Here is a 15,666-nt window from a genome sequence, read left to right as displayed (position 1 = left end):
TTCGTAACTTGACGACGACAGTTCACCCTGACTCGACGTCTTCTCGAATACTCTGAACGACATCTACTAACTCTGATTTCGTCCGCCCTTCGAATGGTATCGTGGTGCCGGCACGGCGGAGCCTCTGTATCGTCTCGTCTATCACGTCGTTTGCTGCGAACGACTCTTCGTCTTCGTCGTAGAGTACTTCGAGACACGCAAGCGCCGCTGGTTTGTACCGGCCGAGCTGGATGTCGAACACACGGAAACAGAACCGTCGGCTCTCGAATGCCTTCTTGGTGTTCTCGTAGTCGCCGTCCTCTTGGGTCATCTCGGCAATCCACCACAACCGTTCGAAGGTACTGGAGGCCGAGTCGAGAGCAGAACCGTAGGTCCAGAACTTCTTCTTCATCCCCGTCTGACTCTCGTATCTCCACCTGTGGCGGACGAACCACGGGAAGTGACGCATCGCGAGATCGTTCCAGATTCTCGAGTCACTCGCTTCACTACGACTCAAATCGATCTCCTCGTGGACGGCGACTGCTGCCTCGGAATCCATCTCTCCTTCGAACTGTGGATACTCGTCTACGATCTCTCTCAGACGGTCCTCTAAAGCGTCGATGTCCGCACTGAAGTTCGTCGTCTGTGTATATCTCTCGAGCCTTCCTTCTTCGAAGAACTCTTTGTCACCCCTCAGGAATTCCTCGTCGTCCAATAGTCGCTTTGCATCGGTCTTCAACCGGGCCAAGGTCGTCTGTGTCATCTTTCCGCCAAGTTCTGGATGTGTTTCGTATAGTAGTCGGCTGGCTCTAGGAGCTCCTGTACAGCGCCTTCTATCTTCTTCGTCGCGAGTACCACAGACTCCGAGAGGTCCTCCTGTAGTCGTTCGGCGGTCTTCTCTGGTGTGTGATCAGGATAGAGCTCGTCGTGGAGTTCGTCGAAGACAGCTCCCTGCCACTCTGGTGCCCAATCGTCTTCGTCAGGATCGTACTCGGTCGCAGCGACCGTGACGAGACGAGTCCAAACTGGTGTCATGACTTGATTCCAAACGAGGTCTGAGACTACCTTCTCGTGTTCACTCTCGGCGTCCTGAATCACTGTGGTCACTTTCTCGTGGTCTTCGTTGAGCCACAGCACTGGCACATCAGGATCGCCTTCCAGGTCCAGATAATAGAACCGGTCCGAGGATGGGAAGCGAGTATCGTCGTCTGCCTCGTGGACCTCTTCGAACGATTTAGATCGGACGTCTAGGAGGCCTTGGTCTTCCCTACTCGTGTCGCTGATATCTATCCGCCACTCTGGGCCATCAGCGACGAAGACACCCGCGTCCGTCGCGTAGTTCATCGACTGCGACGTATCGGTCGTACGTATCAGAATCGGGCGGAGGTCAACGCTCCCCTTGACGTCTTTTGAATCGAACTCCCACGTTCCTTCGTACGTCCCCGAACTTATCGGGTCCCGAGCCAGTACAAACCGTTCACGGAGATACGTCTCCCGACAGTGAGCGGTGACGACGAGCATTCCCGGTATCTTTCCGAACTCCGGGAAGACCTTCCCCAGTAGGCCCTCTGGAATCGTCACTTCGATCTCTAAGGTGAGTGTATCCCAGCCCTCGTACTCTTTGATGTCGACGAGCTGATCGACATCTGGTTCGCTCGACGACTTGCCGTTGATTGAATACTCCGTCACCGAAAATTCGAGTGAACCAGGTTCACAGCGGTGGGGGTACGTTCGATAAGACAGCCCCTTGTTCAGTTGAATTTGCTTCACGAAGATGCCACCTCCTCGATGCTGATAGACCCGTCGACGATCTTGAACTTGGTCTCACCGAGGTCGCCCAACCTCGGATCGGCGTCAGCAAGAGATTCAGATCGTATATCGAATTCTATTTTCCCCGTGTCGTCCTTCACCTCTATCACCCCTCTACCGTCGTCAAGTCTCCGACCGACGTGGCTTCCTGTGACTTCGACCTCTTCGACTGGAATCTTGGAAGCTTCTCGATCGTCCTCGAACATGGCCGCGATTTCGATCTCGACCTCCCACTGTCTGATTTCGCCTTCGACATCCAGGTCGGGCTCTATCCACCCTACGAACGTCCACCTGTTCTTGTCGACTTCCGATTCTGTCACTCTCCAATCGAAAGGACTCGAAACGTTCGGCGTCGAGACGCCGTTACTCCTGCCTCCAGACCGACGCGTCTTCGGCAAGATGTCCCTGTCGGGGCGAATCGAGTCTCCAGAGCGTTCTTGGGTGCCGTATAGCAACTTCGAGAGGTGCTTCTTCAGTAAGTCCCTCTTCAGTTTTCGAACACGCTTGACACACCCCGGCTCGAAAGTTCCCTTGAGCTCGTCGTTTTTCTTCCCAACCCAGTCGTCGTGCGCTGGAGGCTCTGCCATCGCCAAGAACTCGTCTATAGCTCTGTCTTCTCGTGTTGGCGTCCGCCCCGGCTGGGTTCGTGCGTTGCCACAGGCGAGAACACCGTGGAACTTCTCCGAGAAACCGAGATGTCGTGCAGGCTTGTACTTGACCACCATCCCCGACCCTCGGAAGAAAGCGATCTCACCAACACGTTCTTCCTCGTCGGGATACGCCTTCCGTGCAGCGAGTGACACCGGACCACTCTCTGGTGTCTTACGGTCTTTTCGACTCCTTATTTCGTAGTCGAACTCTCTACTGGCAACCTCACCAGGCCCGCCTAGTGAATCTGGCGCACCGTCGCGTCTCTCGTAGCAATCGATGAAAGGGGCAACACCATCGTGGTCTCGGATCGTGTCGTCGGTGATCTCTCTTTCGTCGCCTGCCATGTCCAAGTACACTTCGAGGTCACCACGACTGATAGCAGGCCAAAAGTAGTCCGCTGCAGTCTGCTCGAAGATATCCGCGACCTCTGACGGCGATGGTTGTTCCTCCATTGAGGGATCTGACGGGTCGCGGAACCCGACGATCATCGTACTCGTCCCGGGTACGTCCGGTCTCTCCAGCGACAACTCTTGGGCGAGGTCTTCTGCCACGTTCGACCACATCGACTCTGGACGCTCCAAGTCCGGATTGCTCAGGCCAGTCGGTGATCCGAACCAACCTTCGTTGTCGTACCACTGACCACCTGGTGTTTGGTGCGTCGGAACGAACGAACGACCTACTAGGCGCGGTGAATCCTGGTCGTCTAATTCTTCGGCCAAGGTAGAGTTGAATACGACTGTCTGTAGCCCGCTGGCAACCCACAAGACGGAACTTCCGAGACCGTGTCTCCCACCTGTATCTCCAGTCTTGTTACTACTTCCGGGGTCGCGGACTAATGCCGCATAGTCACAATCGGTAGAAACCTCGTCTCCTTGTATCCCGCTCGTGTTCCTCTCTTCTGCGACGAGAATTCGCAGTTTTCCCCCACTGTCCAGATAGTCGAGGTACTCTTTGAGGCCAGGACTGCTTTGTTCCTGAGCCGCTGCACGTACGTGTTTTAGTAGGGAATCCCAACCGATCGCCTCCTCGAACACGTCTCGAGGGTCTTGGAGCTCTACGAGTCTGAACGTAACTTCGACAGGGTGCTCGTTCTCGAGCCCGGCGTCGTTGATATTCTGGAGAATCTCCTTCACGAAGGTATCGAGACTTCTATCCAGCGTCTTCTTCTGGAGGAGCCCCGGACTGTGTGACTGTCCTGGTGGTTGCTCTTTGAACCACCAGCCCTCGGGACGGGCTGAGTCAGATCGCATATATTGTTTCTGACTCTCACGTGGGACAGCCAATTATAAAAATGTGTGATTGTTCGTTGAAACTACTATTGCGCGATTGTGGTGTGTCCACTAATCTAAACGGTCCGTTACTTTCTTCGCTCGGAGCAACGACTCTGTTGCTGAATGACTGAATACGACGAGGATTCGATTCCATCACACGCCCTCAAATCGAACGGTCGTGAATGGACGTACGAAAAGCTTGACCCACGAACTCACCAGTGGACTCGCCCGTTAGACCAAGAAGAGTTCGACTGGGACGTTTCGAACGTTGACCTTGTCGGAACCGATGTCCCCGTTCGTGTCGTCAGTCTCGAACTCCACGACGGGTGGACGGTACAAGGGTTAGAGACTGCGGGACCAGACTACCACCGCCCTGGGTTCACAGAGACGATTTCTTCTGATTACGTCTCTTCTACAGCGGATTTAGAAGAGGCAATCGAGATGGTCGAAGACTTCGTAGCACGACTGTCCTAGATCACCGGCTCTACGACGACGTGTTTATGCTTCAGACGTGGTGCTTTATTTTGTCCATCTGTTTCAAATTCCACGACATCTAACTGAGCGAGTTTCTGTAGATCACGGCTGACGACTCCTTTGTCGATCTCCAATTCTGCGGCGAGCTGCCGAACCGACTGAGGTCTGTGTATCTTGAGGTAGTCTATTATCTTGATGCGCCGCTCGTGGAACACATCTCCTGCTCGGTTACGCCCCAAGACGAGCGTGTCTGGAAAGCCGTTGTAGGCAAGTGCTTCTACGAATTTCGAACGGAACTCCAGCTCTGGGTCAATCTCCGTGTCGCCTTCGAATTCATTTGGGTCTGTGATTTCGGGATGTTTTTCTGGCATAATTGTTCTGGACATCAAACCGTTGTGAAATATACAACGGTCATGTGTTGATATCCAACGACCGACCACATATGCATTTCTCAGGGATTGCAGAAGTTCACTGGAAGTCAGAACTATATTTAATTCCTTTGTGGGAGTTTATTCAATAGCCAGCCCAAGAACCGTCTGCCAGACTGTTCGTTGGCGTCGTAGCATGAGCCTCGAACCATTAGAACCCCAAGAAGCACTTGAATTATATCTGCTTGACCGAGAGAGCGAACTCTCGAAGGCAACTCAATACTCCCATCGGTCTCGTATCGGCCACTTAGTCAGATGGTGTGGTGAACAGGAGATCAACAACCTGAACGAATTAACTGGTCGTCGCCTTCAGGAGTATCGGCTCTGGAGGCGGGAAGAAGGAAACCTCGCACCTGCTTCTGAGAAGACCCAGATGGACTCCATTCGGGTGTTCGTCCGATGGTTGGAGTCAATGGACGCTGTCGTTCCTGATTTGAGTACGAAAGTCTTGTCTCCGTCTTTGAGCCCCGACGACGACGTTCGGGACGTCCTCATAGAGCGAGACGAGATGTTCGAAGTCCTTGGCTACCTTTCGAAGTACCAGTATGCCTCCTTACCACACGTCTCGTTGTTCTTGCTCTGGCATACGATGATGCGCGTTGGAGCTGCCCACGCTCTGGATGTCTCTGATTACAACCCTGAGGAGCAATACATCGAAGTCAAACATCGGCCTGAGACGGGCACTGCGATCAAGAACAAGGAGCGTGGAGAGCGATTCGTCGCGCTGTCTGACCACATCTGTTCTCTCTTGGACGATTGGCTCGTGAACAAACGACCAGAGGTCACGGACGAATACGGGCGAAGTCCACTCTTGACGACGTCACAAGGCCGTGTCGCCAAATCGACGTTGAGAGACTACTGCTATCAATATACGCGTCCGTGCGTGTATTCTAACGAGTGTCCTCATGGCAAGGTGATTAACGAGTGTCCAGCTACCGATAGAGACCAAGCCGCCAGGTGCCCATCGAGTGTCAGCCCCCACGCAATCCGTCGTGGAAGTATCACTCATTCTCTCAGTGAAGACGTACCGTATCGGGTCGTCAGCGACCGAGCAAACGTATCCCAATCGGTACTTGAGAAGCACTACGACCAGCGAAGTGAGCGCGAGAAGATGGAGCAGAGGAGGAAATATTTCGAAGAGTGACGGTGAATCGTGATCAATACAGGACCACATTCTGCACGTGCCCTACCACACTCTCAGTCGGTCCTCGTTTCGTCAACCGAATCCCAATTATATTCGACTGGTTCTTCTTTTGCATTGGCTTGTTTTTCTGCTACCTCAGAGTAGGGATATTTCAGCTCCTCGATTCCATGTGATTCTCGTACAGTAATCTTCTGACGTGTCCACCAGTTTTTCAACCGGAGCTTTGAGGGATCCCGAACTTCATCTGGTTCTGGGTAATACTCTGGAAGCGGATCAGGAGTCCAGTCCACACTTCGTTCTTCGAGATTCCCTTTTAAGTAATCCCAATGTAGTTCAATCCAATGACGATTATATTTCTCTATGGGGTCAATGACTGAGTTTGATATGTTTTGGGGGTTGTTCATTTGGAAACAAATCATCTTGGCTCGTTTTCGACCTTCGCGTACGAGGTCTCTAGCGACCTTCTCGTTCTCACTCCACTTAGCGATCTCTTCGTCCCCACTCCACCTATTTTCGTCAGTAGATTTCATCCGTTGAGGATCAAATTCCTTGTATATGTCTGTCATTAAAGAAATCTGATTTGCTCTACGAATTTCATCTCTTGACTTCTCTAACTCTTCCTTTGAACGAGTATCCGACCTCATGTACCGAACTATTGCAAACCGTCTTTTCAAACGCGCGAGCTCATACCACCATTCTTTGATAGATTTCGGTGGTCTGTTTGGAAATGGTTGCCATGACTCACCATCCGGACTCTCTACTTTTTCATTCGGAATCCCTTTGAGAGTCGCTATTGCCTTAGCAATGCGTAAGTCTTCGTCAGCAGGGGCACCCTTCTCCTCTTCTATTCGGTCGAAAATGTCTTCTGCACCTTCGGAATTTTGACCCTTCTTGATATGCCAACGTAGTGAATCAATAACACCCCTATTAACCGACCTGCTGAATGTTTTTTCTGAGACTGCAGAAAATAGAATCGTTTGAAGTCTGATCAACGCTCTTCGGTCTGGCCTCGTCGCGGCGTCTGGTCTGTGATTGGCTGACTCTGCAATCTCTGAATTCAGAGCACGGTTGACAATCTCACGTGACTCCTCTGGAGGAAGGTTTCTCAAATATAGTACCTCCGCTAAACTCTTTGTGAGACTTTCGCGAACCGCTTCTTTTCGCCTCGTGTTACTGCATTCACTCCACTCAAAGATTGTCTCTCGTTGATTCTCTGTGAGCCTATGTCTCATCTGGTTGATTGAACAGCCTCGAAACACTATATAAATCTATCCCAAAACCGGTTTCGTGCATTCAATTCACGAAATTAAAATTTGAGATTCTGACATTTGCATACCCCCTGTTGGTATGGATGTAGAGAACATGACTAAGTCTCCAATAAACAACCAGTCACCGAACAATAGCCACTTAGGCCGATCCAACCAGGCACTTCAGCCCATCTCCCCACCTGACGCAGTCGAGAGCTTCTTAGACAGTCGTAAGTACGAACTGTCTTCGAGCACAGTGAATCGTTATTCTGCGAAGCTCAATTACTTCATTGAGTTCTGTGAGCAATACGAGATCTCCAATCTGAATAATCTCTCGGGCCGTGATGTTGAAGCGTACAGATCCTGGCGCCGACACGAGTCGAGTGATAAGGTTGATACACTTGATTCGACCACACTCCGCGACGATATGTACCTGCTCCGAGCATTCTTGTTATACCTCACGAGAATCGAAGGCGTCGCATTCTGGGTGCCAGAAAAAGTTTCTATCCCCGAAGTAGAGCAGGGGAAAGGTATCCGAGACGTCGACATCTCTCGGGAGCGATTAGACGAGGTTATCGACCACCTTGAGAGCTTCTACTACGCGAGTAGAGCGCACGTGATTTGGCTTCTGCTGAGCCAAACCGGTCGGCGTCCTGGCGGTATTCACTCTCTTGATGTGGACGACTTACACGACTCTGGCGGCGACACGTATCTTGAATTCAAACACTGGGGCGAAGGGACGCGGCTCAAGAATGGGGTAAACGGCGAGCAACAGGTCTGGATTCGAGAGTCTACTGCAGCCGTAATCCGTGACTACATCGAACACAACCGAGTTGATGTCGTAGAGGATGACCGACAGCCTCTATTGACGTCGTCACAGGGTCGGATTTCAAAGTCGACTATCCGGCGTTGTATCTACAAATGGACTCGTCCTTGTCAGATAACTGGCGAGTGTCCAGAAAAGAGAGACATCGACGAGTGCGAAGCTGCTAACTCTCTCGGACGTGCTTCTCGGTGTCCTCTTTCGAAGCCACCGTATGCGCTTCGACATGGATTCATCTCAGAGATGAGGCGTGGAGGCCTGCCTAAGGCGGTAATTAGTGAGCGGTGTGACGTCAGTGAGGAGATTATCGACATCCATTACGATGAACGAACGACCGAAGAAAAACGGACGTACCGTCAGAACATGATGAACGAATATCTTGAACAGAATGCGGGGTACTTCCGATGAATCTCCAAAGCGTCTCTAACCACTGTCTGCACAGAGCTAATAAAGAACGTATGATGTCATCACTGTACGGTGCCGACATCATACCTACTTTAAGTGGCCCTGCACAGAGTATAAAAAGCGTCAGACATCAGGTGAGTGATTCTGCGCTCTTGTCGCTCTCTGATGTCGCAGCAGTCGCACTGACAGCGAGTTCTGCTCTGAATACTGGGCAAGTCGAACTACTGGATTTCAAGAAATCAGAATCCGACTTGTCGACAGACGAAAGAGAACCTCCTGAAGAGCCAAAGCAAATCGCTGAGGAAAAGAAAGGAATTCTCTACGCAAGGGTGAGTGGTCACGAACAAGCCAAGCGAGGAAGCATCCATTCGCAGGTTGATCAACTCAAGCGAGTCGCTGAGAAGAACTCTATCGAACTGGTCCGAGAAATCTGTGACGAGGCAAAGACTGGCAAGACATTCGATCGAGACGGTATCAGAACGTTGCTGAAACTGGCTCAGCGTGACGATGTCTCCTACGTTCTCATGCGAGATGTTGACCGACTAGGCCGTTCTGCAGCAGAGACTCTGTTCTTCATCTATATCCTCCAAACCGAATTCGACATTACGTTCCTGAGTAGCACCGGCGAACGGGACGTGGAAACAATCCACGGTCTCATGGACACGACACTCCGTGCTCTTATGGCAGACGTGAACAACGAGATTCGGATTGCGAGTGCACACAACTCGAAAGCCCGCTTGTTCCTCCAAGAACGAAAGTGGAACGCGTGGTATCCCCAGTTCGACCCGGTCGGCTACGAAGTCGCTGACGACGATTGGTTGACTATCGACCCCGAGGAGCTCGAGGCGGCCAAATTGATGTTTACGTCATTTCTCGAGAGCGAGACGTACGCTGAAGTGAGCCGTCAGGTGAGCGAGGTCGTCGGCATCCCGGTCCCTGCGACCACTATCAAAAACTGTCTGAAAAACCCAGTTTACATCGGACGGCCTTCGCTCCCCGAGGATGCTGTTGGTGGTTACGCCGGTACACTCGAGGTACAAGATGACGAATTGTCTCTCGTCGACGAAGACACGTTCTACCAGGTACAGCAAATCATCGAGGAGAAAGACGACCTCCACTCGTCTTCTTCTGACACAGTTGATCTGATAGAGATCTTGGACGAGTTTGATTTGCTTTCTGTGGTACTCACCACCCCCGTGGCGAGACTCCTGTGTCCCGAATGCGATGGGAGGTTACGGAAAAACGGAACACGTCCACTGGTCGGTAGCAAGGTTGTCCACAATTACGAGTGCGTCGAGTGTGGGAAGAACAGAAGATGGCCAACACGAGACGAGTACGAACGTCTCGACTTCGTAGAGAAACTCCTGAAGATGGATAAATTCGCCCGACGTATCGCGGGTCGCGCCTTCGATAGAAACTAAGCTCTCACACTCTCCTTTTGCAGGAGTGTCTGATAACTGATCAACGCTTCCGATATCTTTCGGCTCTTCCTTGCTTCAGACATCTTCTTTCTCGAACTCTTGCCCTTGGATTGGAACCGGCGCCGGACCGTCTGTGTTCGTTCGAATATATCCTCTTCTACTATCTGGTACTCTTCGACTACGTCGTCGACTTCCGACACTCTGTAGCGACCGATATACAACTCGTTCGTGAGAATTCGTTTGACTCCTGACGGTGACCAAGGCTTTCCACCTCTCGTCAGAATTTGTTTCTCGTTTAGCCACACCGCTACGTTTGGCATCGATTTCTCTCGGATATAGCGTTTGAATATCTCTCGCACCAGTTCAGCTTCTTCAGCATCGATAGCGAGTCGACCATCTTCTAGACGTGAGTATCCAAGTGGTGGCCGATTGTTGGGCCATTTGTGTTCCAACGCCATCGCTTTGAGACCCATCTTCGTCCGCTGTCTGATTAACTCGCGCTCGAACTCCGCAGCGTTTGCGATGTTTCGGAAATTGAATCTCCCAGACGGAGTCGTGGTGTCCAGTTGCTCCGTCACGCTATGAAGCGCAATTTCGTACTCTCGAAGCCGACGTTCGATTTCGACGGCGTGGATGATACTCCGGGATAGTCGGTCGAGTTTCCAGAAGACGACGACGTCGAACCGTCTCTTCTCTCCGTCTTGGAGCATTCGTTGGAATGCCGGCCGCTCGATATCGTGGCCACTCTCGGCTTCGTCGCGATACACGTAGTCGACGTCCCACCCGACCCGTTCACACCGCTGCCAACATTGTCGGACTTGCTCGTCTAACGAGTAGCCAAACCGTTGGTTCACGCTCGAAGTTCGAGCGTACACTGCAGCTCTCGCAGACTCGTCACGCTGTTCGGATTCCAAGTTTGGCCAGAGTTTCTCTGCCAACAATTGGTCGGACATCAGCGGACTCCCGCCGTCCGCAGGTCACCGAGCCTGACTCGTACCGTTTCCGTCGAGACCCCTGCTTCGTTGGCGATCTGCTTCTGTGTGTACTCCTCTTCGTGGGCGAGATACAACGCTGCCGCAGCGAAGCCGACAGGGTTCTTTCCAAGGTAGCACCCAGTATCGACTGACGTTTCGAGAATAGACTCAGCACGAGCTATTGTCTTCTCGTCGCTACCGAGCCGAGAAGATAGGAACGCCAAGAAGTGAGACGGTGCTGTCTGGGTCGGTGTCCGACCGATTTCCTCTTCAATTTCTCTGAGGAGCCTACTGAGATAGTTACCCTTCGCTCCGACGTGCTTTTCGACGAGTCGATGGGGAATCGGTTCTCTGCACTCACGAGAACTGGATAGCAGGACTGCACCGACGATGGACTCGGTCTTTCTCCCATCGAGGAGATTTGCCTTGACGACTTCTGCTAATGTTTCAGCGGCGTGTTCGTGAGTCTTGGCCCCTACGCCAAACTCTGAGGCAAGAGCGTACAACGTAGCGAAAACGTCTCTCAACCTTGCTTCCGTACTATCTGACACCGCGTACAGGTCCTCCCATCGAACTTCGATTTGGTCAACATCGTCTTCATCGGATGGCTGTTCAGTAGGGGGACTTCGGTCGTCTCTTACGACGAACCCACAGTTGGCACAGAACTGGTTCTGTTCGGCCACGGTAACGAGTTCGGTCGAACCACACCCTGGACATGGTTTATCTCGACCTGCCTCGAACACCTTTCCTCTCTCAGGCACGACTCACACCCTCCAGTCGGTTTTCAGACCCGTACCCCTCTGTAATCGGTAGTGGATGTAACTCAGCCGGGACCCCTCTATCCAGACACCTTGGGCAGAGTGGAGAGACGTACTCCACTTCTGCCTCGACCGACTCGTGTGCGAACTCGGAAGAACAACACTCACAGCTCCACGAAGTCGTCGAAGCTCGATTCGAGATGTCCGGGTATGCTGCTGCGATGGTGGGTGTAAGTTCGGCCTCTGGCCAAGCCTCGATGTGTTTCTCTACCGAATCTCGTGGGTACTCGACTCCTTCGACGAAACCGACCACCCCTGCGTCAGAACAATTGTCGTTTCCCTGGCCACACCGTAATCGATACTCACAGTACGAACATTCCCACTCAAAGTGCGGCTCTTCCGGTGGAAGTTGTCCAGCAGTCCTGAAGCGAGTGTGCTCTCTCGCCCATGCTACGACCAAGTCGTCCCAGAACTGGGGATCAAATTCGACTTGAAACGACTTGACGAGCAGAGACGTCCTGTCGACGTAGATGATTGCTCCATCGGAGATATCCTGCTCGTAGTGTTCTGAGAGTCCGTACATGTAGGCGTGAATTTGGGCGAGGTGCGTCTGATCCGGGGCTTCGAGTCTCTTCATCGCCCGATCCGACTTGGTCTTAATCTCCGTAACGAGGAGTGGGTCACCTTCAGGATCTACGAAGACTGGGTCCGTAGATCCCTTGATGTGCAGAGTCTCTTCGCCAGTTTGTATCTCGTAGTCGACGCGGAGGTCGTTCGCCACATAGAGGCCCGTCTCCTGGGCAGTCGAGGACAAGAACCGAAAGAGGATTTCTACCTCGAGTTTCGAGCCAAACCAGAATGTTCCACGAGGGCTTCGTCGCTCACTTGGGGCATTCAGCTGGCGGTAGAACACTTTTCGGTGGCACTGGAGTAACGAACTCGGATTGTGCCTATTGGCCTCTGGAACTCGTGGAGGTCCGTTGAAGAAGGGTGTTCCTCGTTCCAAGTTTTTCTTGAACTTTCTATCGGCGTACCACCGGTCGAAGAGGTCAGAACTGAGCCTCGCTACCAACTCTGTTGAGTCCACCTCTTGCGGGCCACCCGTGGTTTTGTGTGCGTCCATGTTTATTCCTACGTGGGAATTAATATGGCTATTTTTCAGGGTTTTCCTGACAGTCTGTGTATTAATTCCGTTAGTGGAGGAAATTTCTTTAGCCGGTCTAGTTTGTCGTGTCGCGGTAGATGGAAAGCAATGGTCCCGGACGAAGGCCGACGGTCACTGATGAAGAGATTCTTTCTGTCTTCGTCGACGCTTCGGACCCAGTGCTGATGGCGGACGAGGTTGCTGCAGAACTTCCTATTGGACGTCGCGGTGTCTACGAGCGGCTACGCAAACTGGAGGATAAGGGTGTGTTGAAGTCGAAGAAGACCGGCGCGCGCAGTACGGTTTGGTGGTATCCTGGTTTCACTGACACAATCGAAGAGGAATAGATATTCACTAAGTCGGTTTGTCAAGGTTAAGATCTGTCTTTTTAACTTCTAAGATGATCAATATTGTTCTCTTCAAGCCCTGAATTAATTTGGTCATCTTTCTCAGACACACCGGTGAGCACATCCTCAGAAAGGCGTAGTTCCTCAGTATCAAATCCTAAACTTTTCAACACATCTTTGCGAGTGGATTCTAGCTCTTTCAAATCACTTTCGAGTGTACTAATTCGTGTTTGTAGGTCTTCGTCGCCACCATCTTCTGCGGTTTCGATAACACGACCCATTTCGTCCCTTACAAGATCTAAGGAACGATGGAATTTGATGAGCTGCTCAATCTCGTCAGAGTCTAGTGTACCTATTTTTCCAGTGTTAGTTTCGTAGATAGGCGTTGCAAGGAGTAGTCCAACTTTCTCAAATGCTTCTGGAGTCGCGGATTGAATTATATCATGTGAGATGTTCTCAAGGGCGTCTTGAGCATTTTCTCTTGCTCCTTCGGGTATCTCCCCTAATTGTTCCTCGGCCATATTGACGAGTTGGTCTTCAATTATTTGCTGAAGAATACCCTGTGATTGCATAGTGTGGACTGCAATCCTAAGCTCCATGATCTCTAAACATTCAAGCTCTGTCGCTAAAGCTCGCCGAAGCCTGTTACTCTGTATACTCCTTTGCCTATTATTGAAAAAGAATGTCGATGCAAAAGAGAATAGACCGCCAGCCACAGCACCAATAAATGCAGCTACAGCTGGGTTTGATAAGGAGATAGGTATCTCAGGGAACATTTGTTAAATACTTGTTTTTCACTAACTAATTAATATACCTTCTCGAACTAATTGGCAATCCACGAAATATGAGTGATAGCTCAACTTCACCGTTCTACGCCTTCTTGATACACTGCAGCGTGCGGGAGATCTCGATTAAAACCAAATGGCTCGGGTATATTTTCATGGTGAAAGCATGAATACATCCTTTGCTACGCAGATTCTTCTCGTTTGAATCCTACCTAATCGCAATACAGCAGCGACCACCGTTCGGAAAACGAACGGAATCAATTCAGAAGTCGGCCTGCTCTTTATAAGTGATGTACCCACGTCTATCGAATCTACACCGTTCAGAAACCGAACGGACCCGACGGGATTTGAACCCGCGACATCTTGGTCCGGAACCAAGCACTCTGTCCACTGAGCTACGGGCCCTCAGCGGAGAGAGCTACACGGCACCGACGTAAAACCGTTGTGGAACCCACGCCGGCGGCCGATTACGTTCCAGTCGCGTCGGCGTCGACGACGCTGTGTTTCCACGTCCCGCGGGTGAACCACGCCGTGGCCGCAATCGCGCCGAGAATCTGTCCGACGGCCATCCCGAGCCAGATGCCCGTCTCGGCGAACCCGAACTGGAACGAAAGCAGGTAGACGATGGGCACGCGGCCCAGCCAGAGCGCGAACAGCGAGAACCCGAGGGCAGTCTTCGTGTTCCCCGCGCCGCGGTACGCCCCGAGGACGACCTGGAGGACGCCGATGAAGCCGAACTCGAACGCCCGGATGCGGATGTACTCGACGCCGAGGTCGATGGTCTGGGCGGCCGAGGCTGTCCCGGTCTGGAGGAAGAACGCGACGATGGGTTCGGCGAAGATGTAGGCGAGGACGCCGGTGACGAGCATGACGCTCGCACCGACCTTGGCGGCGAGCCAGACGGCGCTCTCGGCGCGCTCCGGTTTTTGTGCGCCGAGGTTCTGGCCGACGATGGTGTTCGTCGCCCGTCCGAGGCCGAGCGCCGGGAGGAACACCAGCGACGTGAGGCGGTTACCGAGACCGAACGCCGCGACAACTTCGGGCTTGAACGTGACGACCATCGCGGTGAGAGTGATGAAGCCGAGGGCGGTGGCGGACTGCTCAATGGCGCTCGGAACGCCGATATCGACGATTTGCTTGATGTACTCGAACTGCGGGCGGAAGTCGGCGAGCTGTACGTCGGGGCCGGCGCTCGTCCCGAAGATGACGTAGATGCCGATGATGGTGGCGACGGCGCGCGAGAGAACTGTCGCGTACGCCGCGCCGGCGACTTTGAAGCCGTCGAAGCCCGTGGCGGTGAAGAGGCTCGCCTGAAGGCCCTCTAATCCGAGCATCGAAAACAGCGGGTTGGCGTCGAAGCCGAAGATGAACACGGGGTCGATGACGATGTTGATGACGACGCTGATGAACATCACGACCATCGGGGCACGGGTGTTGCCGTAGCCGCGCATGAGCGCGGAGAAGACGAAAAAGCCGAAGAGGAACGGCAGGCCGAGGAAGAACACGCGCATGTAGTCGCCGGCGAGGGGGATGACCTGTCCGGCGGTCGCCTCCGAACTCGGGAGGACGCCGAGCATCGCGTCGGTGGCGAAAAAGCCGATGATGCCGACGACGACGGCGATGACGGTGATGAACGTGAGCGTCTGTCCGGCGACGGTCCCGGCCGAGCCCTCGCTTTTCGCGCCGGTGTACTGGGCGACGAGCGTGCTCCCGGCGACAGTGAAGCCGCCGCCGACGGAGATGAGCAGGAAGATGAGGGGAAACGCGAGGCTGATGGCGGCGACGGCGTCGGTCGAGAGCCGACCGAGCCAGACGGTGTCGGCGAGGTTGTACGCCACTTGGAGGAGTTCGGTGACGATAATGGGCCACGCCAGTTCGAACATCGGCCGTTTGAGGTCGCCTTCGGTGAGGGAACCTCCTTCGGGGAGGGACACTGAAGAGGTGAGACACGCGGAGACCGTTTGAAAGCGTCGATAGGGTCGTCGCCCGGTGAGGCGGTCGGCGGC

Annotated in this window: 15 protein-coding genes and 1 tRNA gene; 5 read left to right on the top strand and 11 right to left on the bottom strand. The window is 52.9% G+C overall.

The annotated features are described in order from the left end of the window. Positions 1–22: 22 nt before the first annotated feature. The 3 genes from C5B90_RS14130 to C5B90_RS20390 are packed head-to-tail and all read right to left on the bottom strand — an operon-like array spanning position 23 to position 3,689. Positions 23–742: a DUF6339 family protein gene (locus C5B90_RS14130; RefSeq protein WP_115882357.1), complete on the bottom strand. Its 720-nt coding sequence runs from the start codon at positions 740–742 to the stop codon at positions 23–25. Beyond that, complete coding sequence (locus tag C5B90_RS14125) at positions 739–1,749, bottom strand: hypothetical protein (RefSeq protein WP_233512007.1); 1,011 nt, start codon at positions 1,747–1,749, stop codon at positions 739–741. The genes C5B90_RS14130 and C5B90_RS14125 overlap by 4 nt, the downstream gene beginning before the upstream one ends. Beyond that, entirely contained in the window at positions 1,746–3,689 is a 1,944-nt protein-coding gene (locus C5B90_RS20390; RefSeq protein ID WP_148708233.1) for a hypothetical protein, read from the bottom strand. The genes C5B90_RS14125 and C5B90_RS20390 overlap by 4 nt, the downstream gene beginning before the upstream one ends. 144 nt (positions 3,690–3,833) lie before the next feature. Here C5B90_RS20390 and C5B90_RS14115 point away from each other — a divergent pair, with 144 nt between their 5' ends. Beyond that, positions 3,834–4,184, top strand: coding sequence for a hypothetical protein (locus C5B90_RS14115; RefSeq protein ID WP_115882351.1), 351 nt, complete (start codon positions 3,834–3,836; stop codon positions 4,182–4,184). Here the strand turns inward: C5B90_RS14115 and C5B90_RS14110 are convergent. After that, positions 4,181–4,570, bottom strand: coding sequence for an ArsR family transcriptional regulator (locus tag C5B90_RS14110; protein WP_233512006.1), 390 nt, complete (start codon positions 4,568–4,570; stop codon positions 4,181–4,183). The genes C5B90_RS14115 and C5B90_RS14110 overlap by 4 nt on opposite strands. A gap of 178 nt (positions 4,571–4,748) precedes the next feature. Between C5B90_RS14110 and C5B90_RS14105 the strand changes: the two genes are divergently transcribed. Further along, positions 4,749–5,756 (top strand): site-specific integrase, encoded by a 1,008-nt coding sequence (locus tag C5B90_RS14105; RefSeq protein ID WP_115882348.1) that lies wholly within the window; start codon positions 4,749–4,751, stop codon positions 5,754–5,756. Between the two features lie 53 nt (positions 5,757–5,809). On the opposite strand, the gene C5B90_RS20385 is transcribed toward C5B90_RS14105, so the two are convergent. Beyond that, positions 5,810–6,988: a hypothetical protein gene (locus tag C5B90_RS20385; protein WP_148708232.1), complete on the bottom strand. Its 1,179-nt coding sequence runs from the start codon at positions 6,986–6,988 to the stop codon at positions 5,810–5,812. Positions 6,989–7,103: 115 nt separating this feature from the next. Here C5B90_RS20385 and C5B90_RS14100 point away from each other — a divergent pair, with 115 nt between their 5' ends. Together C5B90_RS14100 and C5B90_RS14095 are read left to right on the top strand one after the other, a co-directional pair. Continuing rightward, positions 7,104–8,234, top strand: coding sequence for a site-specific integrase (locus C5B90_RS14100; RefSeq protein WP_115882346.1), 1,131 nt, complete (start codon positions 7,104–7,106; stop codon positions 8,232–8,234). Between the two features lie 50 nt (positions 8,235–8,284). Beyond that, a complete protein-coding gene (locus C5B90_RS14095; RefSeq protein ID WP_158547230.1) occupies positions 8,285–9,652 on the top strand; it encodes a recombinase family protein in 1,368 nt (455 codons plus the stop codon). Here C5B90_RS14095 and C5B90_RS14090 read toward each other — a convergent pair. From C5B90_RS14090 to C5B90_RS14080, 3 genes are read right to left on the bottom strand one after another with little or no spacing between them, the layout of a single operon-like run. Then, positions 9,649–10,605 carry a recombinase family protein gene (locus tag C5B90_RS14090; protein ID WP_115882342.1) on the bottom strand — a complete coding sequence of 319 codons (957 nt, stop codon included), beginning with the start codon at positions 10,603–10,605 and terminating at the stop codon, positions 9,649–9,651. The two genes, C5B90_RS14095 and C5B90_RS14090, sit on opposite strands and share 4 nt — an antisense overlap. Beyond that, positions 10,605–11,387: a transcription initiation factor IIB family protein gene (locus C5B90_RS14085; protein ID WP_115882340.1), complete on the bottom strand. Its 783-nt coding sequence runs from the start codon at positions 11,385–11,387 to the stop codon at positions 10,605–10,607. The genes C5B90_RS14090 and C5B90_RS14085 overlap by 1 nt, the downstream gene beginning before the upstream one ends. After that, positions 11,380–12,507, bottom strand: coding sequence for a PD-(D/E)XK nuclease family protein (locus C5B90_RS14080; protein WP_115882339.1), 1,128 nt, complete (start codon positions 12,505–12,507; stop codon positions 11,380–11,382). The genes C5B90_RS14085 and C5B90_RS14080 overlap by 8 nt, the downstream gene beginning before the upstream one ends. 119 nt (positions 12,508–12,626) lie before the next feature. Here C5B90_RS14080 and C5B90_RS14075 point away from each other — a divergent pair, with 119 nt between their 5' ends. Further along, positions 12,627–12,875 (top strand): hypothetical protein, encoded by a 249-nt coding sequence (locus C5B90_RS14075; protein ID WP_115882337.1) that lies wholly within the window; start codon positions 12,627–12,629, stop codon positions 12,873–12,875. A gap of 41 nt (positions 12,876–12,916) precedes the next feature. On the opposite strand, the gene C5B90_RS20380 is transcribed toward C5B90_RS14075, so the two are convergent. The 3 genes from C5B90_RS20380 to C5B90_RS14065 form a co-directional block, all read right to left on the bottom strand. Continuing rightward, the gene (locus C5B90_RS20380) at positions 12,917–13,651 is read right to left on the bottom strand and encodes a hypothetical protein (RefSeq protein WP_148708231.1); all 735 of its coding nucleotides are present in this window, start codon (positions 13,649–13,651) and stop codon (positions 12,917–12,919) included. 341 nt (positions 13,652–13,992) lie between these two features. Continuing rightward, positions 13,993–14,065: transfer RNA gene (locus C5B90_RS14070), tRNA-Arg, on the bottom strand. 62 nt (positions 14,066–14,127) lie between these two features. Further along, positions 14,128–15,594 (bottom strand): MATE family efflux transporter, encoded by a 1,467-nt coding sequence (locus tag C5B90_RS14065; protein WP_304465970.1) that lies wholly within the window; start codon positions 15,592–15,594, stop codon positions 14,128–14,130. Positions 15,595–15,666 lie beyond the last annotated feature (72 nt).

The sequence above is a fragment of the Haloferax sp. Atlit-12N genome (assembly GCF_003383095.1).
Taxonomy (GTDB): Archaea; Halobacteriota; Halobacteria; order Halobacteriales; family Haloferacaceae; genus Haloferax.
Note: the sequence above shows the minus strand (reverse complement) of the source record. Positions and strands in the feature narration are given on the sequence as shown.

What these genes read in the sequence shown, in the direction of transcription:
- C5B90_RS14110 (WP_233512006.1), bottom strand. Translation starts at nt 4,570, where the DNA reads ATGTCCAGAACAATTATGCCAGAAAAACATCCCGAAATCACAGACCCA.
- C5B90_RS14090 (WP_115882342.1), bottom strand. Translation starts at nt 10,605, where the DNA reads ATGTCCGACCAATTGTTGGCAGAGAAACTCTGGCCAAACTTGGAATCC.
- C5B90_RS14115 (WP_115882351.1), top strand. Translation starts at nt 3,834, where the DNA reads ATGACTGAATACGACGAGGATTCGATTCCATCACACGCCCTCAAATCG.
- C5B90_RS20385 (WP_148708232.1), bottom strand. Translation starts at nt 6,988, where the DNA reads ATGAGACATAGGCTCACAGAGAATCAACGAGAGACAATCTTTGAGTGG.
- C5B90_RS14100 (WP_115882346.1), top strand. Translation starts at nt 7,104, where the DNA reads ATGGATGTAGAGAACATGACTAAGTCTCCAATAAACAACCAGTCACCG.
- C5B90_RS14130 (WP_115882357.1), bottom strand. Translation starts at nt 742, where the DNA reads ATGACACAGACGACCTTGGCCCGGTTGAAGACCGATGCAAAGCGACTA.
- C5B90_RS14105 (WP_115882348.1), top strand. Translation starts at nt 4,749, where the DNA reads ATGAGCCTCGAACCATTAGAACCCCAAGAAGCACTTGAATTATATCTG.
- C5B90_RS14080 (WP_115882339.1), bottom strand. Translation starts at nt 12,507, where the DNA reads ATGGACGCACACAAAACCACGGGTGGCCCGCAAGAGGTGGACTCAACA.
- C5B90_RS20390 (WP_148708233.1), bottom strand. Translation starts at nt 3,689, where the DNA reads ATGCGATCTGACTCAGCCCGTCCCGAGGGCTGGTGGTTCAAAGAGCAA.
- C5B90_RS14075 (WP_115882337.1), top strand. Translation starts at nt 12,627, where the DNA reads ATGGAAAGCAATGGTCCCGGACGAAGGCCGACGGTCACTGATGAAGAG.
- C5B90_RS14095 (WP_158547230.1), top strand. Translation starts at nt 8,285, where the DNA reads ATGATGTCATCACTGTACGGTGCCGACATCATACCTACTTTAAGTGGC.
- C5B90_RS20380 (WP_148708231.1), bottom strand. Translation starts at nt 13,651, where the DNA reads ATGTTCCCTGAGATACCTATCTCCTTATCAAACCCAGCTGTAGCTGCA.